The organism is Acinetobacter sp. WCHAc060025 (assembly GCF_004209355.1).
GTDB lineage: Bacteria > Pseudomonadota > Gammaproteobacteria > Pseudomonadales > Moraxellaceae > Acinetobacter > Acinetobacter wuhouensis.
In genome coordinates this window covers 89,054-96,149 of the sequence record NZ_SGSX01000015.1, presented here as the reverse complement: position 1 = coordinate 96,149, position 7,096 = coordinate 89,054, and the positions used below count along the sequence as shown (strand labels likewise).

Annotated in this window: 8 protein-coding genes; 3 read left to right on the top strand and 5 right to left on the bottom strand. The window is 38.8% G+C overall.

Annotated features, from left to right (window positions below; translation table 11 throughout):
- Positions 1-1,116 (bottom strand): phage late control D family protein (locus EXE09_RS13570; RefSeq protein WP_213073889.1); only part of this gene is annotated, 1,116 nt, incomplete at its 3' end.
- A 132-nt stretch (positions 1,117-1,248) separates the two neighbouring features.
- A complete protein-coding gene (tusA, locus tag EXE09_RS13565) occupies positions 1,249-1,506 on the bottom strand; it encodes a sulfurtransferase TusA (protein ID WP_068975110.1) in 258 nt (85 codons plus the stop codon).
- Positions 1,507-1,710: 204 nt separating this feature from the next.
- On the opposite strand from tusA, the gene EXE09_RS13560 reads away from it, so the two are divergent.
- From EXE09_RS13560 to EXE09_RS13550, 3 genes are all read left to right on the top strand, one after another.
- Positions 1,711-2,550 (top strand): HlyC/CorC family transporter, encoded by an 840-nt coding sequence (locus EXE09_RS13560; protein ID WP_068975109.1) that lies wholly within the window; start codon positions 1,711-1,713, stop codon positions 2,548-2,550.
- The gene (gene lnt / locus EXE09_RS13555) at positions 2,547-4,106 is read left to right on the top strand and encodes an apolipoprotein N-acyltransferase (RefSeq protein WP_130117629.1); all 1,560 of its coding nucleotides are present in this window, start codon (positions 2,547-2,549) and stop codon (positions 4,104-4,106) included. The genes EXE09_RS13560 and lnt overlap by 4 nt, the downstream gene beginning before the upstream one ends.
- A gap of 80 nt (positions 4,107-4,186) precedes the next feature.
- On the top strand, positions 4,187-4,612 hold the full coding sequence (locus EXE09_RS13550; protein WP_087553134.1) for a GFA family protein: 426 nt from the start codon (positions 4,187-4,189) through the stop codon (positions 4,610-4,612).
- 56 nt (positions 4,613-4,668) lie between these two features.
- Here EXE09_RS13550 and EXE09_RS13545 read toward each other — a convergent pair whose 3' ends face one another.
- From EXE09_RS13545 to gspF, 3 genes are all read right to left on the bottom strand, one after another.
- Positions 4,669-5,004, bottom strand: coding sequence for a hypothetical protein (locus EXE09_RS13545; RefSeq protein ID WP_068975106.1), 336 nt, complete (start codon positions 5,002-5,004; stop codon positions 4,669-4,671).
- Positions 5,005-5,286: 282 nt separating this feature from the next.
- Entirely contained in the window at positions 5,287-5,724 is a 438-nt protein-coding gene (gene gspG / locus EXE09_RS13540) for a type II secretion system major pseudopilin GspG (protein ID WP_068975105.1), read from the bottom strand.
- Positions 5,725-5,777: 53 nt separating this feature from the next.
- Positions 5,778-6,983 carry a type II secretion system inner membrane protein GspF gene (gspF, locus tag EXE09_RS13535; protein ID WP_087553135.1) on the bottom strand — a complete coding sequence of 402 codons (1,206 nt, stop codon included), beginning with the start codon at positions 6,981-6,983 and terminating at the stop codon, positions 5,778-5,780.
- Positions 6,984-7,096 lie beyond the last annotated feature (113 nt).

Genomic DNA, 7,096 nt, shown 5'->3' with positions numbered 1-7,096 from the left:
GTCTGAGCCTTTGTGTTGGTCGATTTCTGGGTGTTCGGTAAATTTGAACCAGTAGCCCACTTGGGCATCTCGTACGGTTGAGTTGGCAATGAATTGTTTGGATTGACTGTTGTAGTAGTCACTTAAATTTTGATTCAGTTTTTCGATTTGGCTGTTGTTGGATGCTGTGGCTTGGTCTTCGCCTTTGAGGTCTTGCATCCATGCAGGGCTGATATGCCATGCTTGCTCTAAGCCTAAACTTGCATTGTCTTGGTTTTTGCTATGTTGATGTTTGCTTTGGACACTACCTGCGCCTTCTTCTTGTTCGAGTACATCGGCTTGCCAGCGTTGTACGTGGACGGCTGTCGGTTGTAGGCTGCGTTGTCCGATAAAACTAGTAATGCTGTCTTGTTTTTCTGTGGCACTGCTACGATGGTAACGGATGTTTCTACGTTCTAGGGCTTTGTATTGGCTATTGTCATCAATTAACCGAAGTTTCTGGGCTTGGATTTGTGTCGCTGAATTTGGAACTTGCAGTTGTGCTTCGTCAATCAGCCAATTGATGCCTTCGCTGCGCATTAAACGGGTGAGAAAGTCGTAATCGCTTTCGTTACTTTGCATGATGAATGGGCGGATATCGTAGTCTTTTTGCAATCCACTTTTATCTAAAGTTAAGCTTGTTGCGAATAATGGGCTTTTGTCTTGCCATTCTTTAAAGATGGTTTCGATGACTTCAACTGCCGATTTGTTCATGAATACACGGCTGTTACGGCGTTTATTCCATAGTGAAGTTGCATCTTGAAGTTTGAGTTTGTAAATCGTTAGTGAACCATCACTCTGTCCCTGAGCTGCTTCGGTAATGATGCCTGTAGTACGGAACAGCTGTCCTTGATCAGTCACTTGGTCGATGGCAACTTGTGTACCAATGAATTGTTTAAGTGGAATGGTTGCAGATGTTGATAGGCAAATCAGTTCAGCAGACACACCTTGGTTAATAGCATGTTGTCCGTCAATGCGTTGTAAGTAGACGTGTTGGTTTAAGTCTGTATTTGTAAATTGGATATGGATGGCACGTTTTTGAGCGGTAAGTCCAAGTTGATCCAATATTTTATGAATACTATTCACTAAGCTGTTCATTCGAATATTTAATTATTATTAAAAATATGTTTAGATTATAATCAAAAAGTAACTAAAACTTATTATTTTTATGTAAAAAAGAATGAATAAATCTCAAGTTATTCATTCCTATATTTTTATTTTACTAACCAACTAGCCCTTTTTGACCAGATAATGAAATTCTTTATTTCCTTCTGCATCTTGTACTTCTTCTTGTAAAATCAATTCATGCCCAAGATGCATGCAAAACTTCGGAATATCCCAAGACGTTGAATTATCCGTGGCAAAAACCTCTACCACATCACCTGATTTAGACTTACGAATCGCTTGATGTAACATCATCACGGGTTCAGGACAGCGCAATCCACGTGTATTCAATTGAATGTTCGGTGTAATAGACTGATCTGACATTTTCAACTCTCAAAACACAACTAAAGTAAATCAAAATTTTAACACAAACTCAAATAATCAATAAGCTTTACTATTTCTTGGCAAGTTCTTGGCAAGATGACTCATGCTTTCATCTATTTACCTCATTTAATAGATAGACATCTGTATTTTCTTCGGTATGATAAAAATTCATTTACCAGATATTAAGCGTCTTTAGGAAAGATCATGCACGAGGAATCAGGCACATCGTGGGGAATGCGTGGATTACGCAAATGGCTAGGCACAGCACCAGAAACCCGCGATGAACTGCTAAAATTAGTACAAGATTCACGTCGTTTTTTAGAACCAGATACCGTTGCAATGTTAGAGGGCGTTTTAGACCTTCCAGCAACAAAAATTCGTGAAGTGATGACGCCACGTACGGCGATGGTTAGCTTGCAAGAAGATGATCAACTACTTGATATTTTGCATGTTCTAATTGAATCTGCGCATTCACGTTTCCCAGTATTTTCAGCAGATCAACCTGAAAATGTGGTAGGGATCTTACTTGCAAAAGACTTATTGCCATTTTTGACAGATCGCTCATCCAATGTCGATGTACACGCACTGATGCGTCAGCCTTTATTTGTACCTGAAAGTGCGCGTTCTGACCAAGTATTGAGGATGTTGAAAAATACCCAAACGCATATTGCAATTGTCATTGATGAATATGGTTCAACAGCAGGTTTGGTGACTTTAGAAGATATTCTTGAAGAAATCGTTGGCGAAATCGAAGATGAACATGACAATGTTGATGAAGAAGCACAATTTATTGTTCCCGATAAAAGCCATAACACAGCCAACACGTGGATTGTACAAGCACTTACACCAATCGAACATTTTAACAATGTTTTAGATGCTGAATTTTCTGATGACGAAGTAGAAACTATGGGTGGTTTATTGCTTCAAGAAATTGGTTTAGTCAGCGATCTACAAGGGCAAGTCATTGAACTTGAGGATTGGCAATTTACCATTATTGAAGCAGATGCCCGCACTATTCATCTGATTCGAGCTGTACGTAAATGAGAGCATATTTTGACAAGCTGTTAAATTCTTCACAACAACAAAAACAGTTACCTTTCATTTTCCCCTTACTGATTTCGTTAATGTCGGGCGCAGTGTTCAGTTTAGCACTGGCGCCTTTTTATTGGTGGTGGTTGGCGATCTTATCACCTGCCCTACTCTATGCATGTTTAAAAGGTCGTACACCCAAACAAGCTTTTGCGATAGGTCTAAGTTACGGCTTTGGCTTATGGTTTGTTGGGGCTTTTTGGCTCTATACCTCAATCCATGTCTATGGCGATACCAATGCCTTTTTAAGCGTACTCATGATTGCAGTTATGGCGCTTTTAATGGGGCTATTTAGCGCAGTCCAAACTTGGGTATATCGCAGATTTTTCCCAGAAACACCTTTGACCTTCGCGCCACTTTGGGTATTTTTTGAATGGTCTAAAACGTGGGTCTTTACAGGCTTTCCGTGGTTATTTGCAGGCTATGCATTTACTGAAAGATTCCTAGATGGCTATGCACCTTTATTTGGGGTCTTTGCCGTTTCATTCGTGGTGATCATTCTTGCCTGTGCGCTCGTTGAAATTCTGAATAAAAAGTTTTTTTGGGCAATCCCTGCAATTGTACTTTTGCTCGGGGCTTGGGGTGCTTCATTCATTCAGTTTGTACAACCAAAAGCTGAGAAGCCACTGAGTGTTTCCCTCATTCAAGGCAATATTCCACAAGATTTAAAATGGTTGACTGAATACCAAGTTAAAACCTTAGAAATTTATGTCAATTTAAGCCGTACCGAATGGGGACGTGACCTGATTGTTTGGCCTGAATCATCCATTCCATTATTCCAAACCGATATTGAACAGTTTTTGGAAATGATGGATCAACAAGCCAAAAGTACAGGTACTGCATGGGTAACTGGCATTCCCTATTGGGATTTAAAAGAATCTCAACAGAATGGCTATCCAATGTATTACAACAGTATGATGGCTTCTGGTGATGAAGGTTCGGGCTTATATAAAAAGCAAAGACTAGTCCCTTTTGGTGAATACATTCCCCTTTCTGGCTTACTCAGTTGGGTACTTCCTGCATTGCAAAATGACCCTTCGATGAGTGGTTTTTCACGTGGTGCTTCTGATCAGAAACCATTTAACATTAAAGGTCACCATTTAGCCGCAGCGATTTGTTATGAGGTCGCATATCCAAATTTAACCCGTCGTAATGCGATCAATAGTGATTTCTTAGTCACTGTTTCAAATGATGCATGGTTTACTGGAACCGCGGGGCCGTTGCAACATTTACAAATGGTGCAGATGCGTGCTAAAGAGAATGGGCGTTGGCTTATTCGTGCCACCAATACAGGTGTAACGGCTTTTATTGATCACAATGGACATATTGTGAAACAAGCACCTGTGGATCAAAAAGCTGTTTTACGTGGTGAATTACCCGCGATGCAAGGCGAAACTTTATATACTCGTTTAAGCGATTGGCCGATTTTAATCTTCTCATTATTATTGCTGATTTTAGGCTGGGTTTATCGTCCGAAAAAAGTTGATGTGAGTTTTAAATCTAGACGCTGATCTTGACTATATAAATAACCTCTTATTGTAAATATAAGAGGTTATTTATGATTAAAATGAAGAATAACAAAGGATAAAAAATGCTAACAGGAAAATGTCTCTGTCATACCATTCAGTTTCAAGTAAATAAACCAATCAATATCATTTATCAATGTCACTGTAGCTTATGCAGAAAACAATCTGGGACACATGCCAATCATGCAAGCATGGTCAAATCACAATATTTTCAATGGATTCAAGGTCAAGAAAATATTATCACCTATAAGAAAGACACAGGTTTTACTTCTTGTTTTTGTCAAAAATGTGGTTCACCTGTTCCCAATCAAATTGGTCAAACCACGTTTATCTGGATTCCTTTAGGACTCATTGACAGTGAATTATCTCCTGTTCAAACGCTCCATTTTTGCGTCAACTCTAAAGCCAATTGGGAATGCACTTCGATGAATCCACAAAGCTATGAACATCTCCCTCACTGGGATGAAATCGAACAATTTTTTGAATCATAAAAAACCGAGGGCAACCTCGGTTTTTTTATTTTTAGAATATCTTAAATCAGAACATCTTAGATTTGAGTCACTAAGTAAGACATCATGCTGACTAAGAATAACATCGGTAAATAACGATAAATTTTTACCGCATATTGTTCAGCGAATGATGATAGTTCTGTTTTTAATTGCACTACGGTAAAATTCAAAGCACTACAAAAACTAATAATTGACACAGCACTAAACACACTGATTGCCATAAAACCAATCATGATTTGACTACTGGCATCTGCACCTTGCCATAAATTCATAAAAAATTGACTCATGGGTAACAGGCTCAAAATGAGTAAAACAGATTTGAGCATGCTCCAATGAAATTGGGTAATTTCATCCGATAATAATAATGCTTTCATCTCATTCTCCTGAGCAATTCATGTTGCCTTGAGAACTATTATGCAAGCTTTTAACTAAATAAAAAGTCTATTTTTATCCATGATTTAACTTTATTGTAACTATTAAATATGGGAATAATTCTTATTATAAATCTCAAATCAAATTTATTTTATAATGTAATACTTTTCAATGGTTTAATGCTATTTTTATAATTAAGAAAGATTATCACTTCACTCAATATTTATTTATTCGATTAAGTGAAGTGATTTATTTCATCATCAATAACTTAGAATGATTTTCAATTAAGGTGTGTAATAAATATCAGCATCATTCCCTTCGCCGCCTTGTTTACCATCGGCACCAAATGAATACAGATCAAACTTACGACCTTCTGAGCCTGGAATCACATATTGAATATCGTTTTCCCAGCTGTCTTTTGGATAACCACCTTTCACATAACCTTCTGGCATCCAGTTTTTTGCTGTCGCAGGCTTATTGATCAAAGCATCCAAACCACCTTCTTGACTGGTTGGATAATGGCTATTGTCTAATTTGTACTGATCCAAAGCACCCGCTACACCTTTTAAAGTAATTTTGGTGGTGTCTACTTTGGCTTTTTCCCCACGTCCCATGACATTTGGAACGATCAATGCGGCTAATACACCTAAAATCACGATCACAACCATAACTTCGATTAAGGTAAAACCTGTTTGGCGAGTTCTATTCATCTTCTGTTGCATTTACTTACTCTCTAAAAACTCTTTATAAAAATAATTTGGTTAAATCGTATCAATCAAATCATATTGTTCATATTGACGATTGGCAACATCACAGCAATCACAATAACCAAAACAATACCCGCCATAAACACCAACATCAACGGCTCTAACAATGCCAATAAAGTCGAGATAAAAGATGATACTTCTCGGTCTTGCATATCTGAGGCACGACTCAGCATACGGTCTAATTCCCCAGATGCTTCACCACTTTTGATCATTTGTACCATCATCGGTGGGAAATAACCACAGCGCTCAAGTTGTGTTGCAAGGTTCCCACCCTCCGTGACTTTTTCTGCAGCGATATTGACGGCATCTCGAATCACCCAATTACTACTCACGGCTGCACCAATTTTCAATGCATCTACCAAAGGCACACCTGATTGGGTCAAAATGGATAAGGTACTGGCAAATCGTGCTGCATTTATACCACGTGATAATTTACCAAATAATGGCAATCTGAGGGTTAAACGATCAAAGGCATAATGTCCTGCCGATGTCCGTAAAAATCGAATCAATAAAAATATTCCGAGCACACTAGCAACCAATATAAATGGCCAAGCTTGCCGAATGATGTCACTGGTTTTCATTAACACCACAGTAATCCAAGGCAGTGCTTGTTTACTTTGATCAAAAGTTTTGACGATGTCCGGAACGACATAGGTCATTAAGCCCATGACGATCGCAAATGACATCAACATGAGAATAATTGGATAGATCATTGCACCTTGTATCTTCTTTTGCATGGCAAAACGGTTTTCGGTGTAATCTGATAATTGATCAAGAATAAGGTCTAAATGCCCTGAACGTTCACCTGCTGCAACCGTGGCAATATACAAATCAGGGAATCGCCCTGTTTGTTGCATGGCTTGGGCTAAGGAATGCCCTTCGAGTACTTTAGAACGTGCTGAAAGCAATAAGTTCTGCACATGCGCTTTTTCACTTTGTTTTGCCACAGCACGTAAGGCTTCTTCCAAAGGAATTGCAGCAGCAACCAGTACAGATAATTGGCGTGTCATCAATGCCAAATCATAAGCGGAAAATTTACGCTGAAATAAGCCTGAGCTTTGTGTTTTATCCTTTTGCTCTACAGCATCCACAGTCACAGGGATCAGTTCTTTGTCCCGTAGCTGTTGTCGGATCTGACGTGCTGAATCGCCCTCTAACACGCCTTTTTGCTGCTTCCCTGAAGCGTCAATCGCAGTAAACTGATATGCTGGCATTATAATGCTCTAGTTTTCCAAAATTTTTTGCTTACGCTGTTGCGTCAAACCCTATAAATCATTCATATTCTTGTTTATAAATGATCGCTACACTCTAACACAAGCAGAATCCG

What these genes read in the sequence shown, in the direction of transcription:
- tusA (WP_068975110.1), bottom strand. Translation starts at nt 1,506, where the DNA reads ATGTCAGATCAGTCTATTACACCGAACATTCAATTGAATACACGTGGA.
- EXE09_RS13560 (WP_068975109.1), top strand. Translation starts at nt 1,711, where the DNA reads ATGCACGAGGAATCAGGCACATCGTGGGGAATGCGTGGATTACGCAAA.
- lnt (WP_130117629.1), top strand. Translation starts at nt 2,547, where the DNA reads ATGAGAGCATATTTTGACAAGCTGTTAAATTCTTCACAACAACAAAAA.
- EXE09_RS13550 (WP_087553134.1), top strand. Translation starts at nt 4,187, where the DNA reads ATGCTAACAGGAAAATGTCTCTGTCATACCATTCAGTTTCAAGTAAAT.
- EXE09_RS13545 (WP_068975106.1), bottom strand. Translation starts at nt 5,004, where the DNA reads ATGAAAGCATTATTATTATCGGATGAAATTACCCAATTTCATTGGAGC.
- gspG (WP_068975105.1), bottom strand. Translation starts at nt 5,724, where the DNA reads ATGCAACAGAAGATGAATAGAACTCGCCAAACAGGTTTTACCTTAATC.
- gspF (WP_087553135.1), bottom strand. Translation starts at nt 6,983, where the DNA reads ATGCCAGCATATCAGTTTACTGCGATTGACGCTTCAGGGAAGCAGCAA.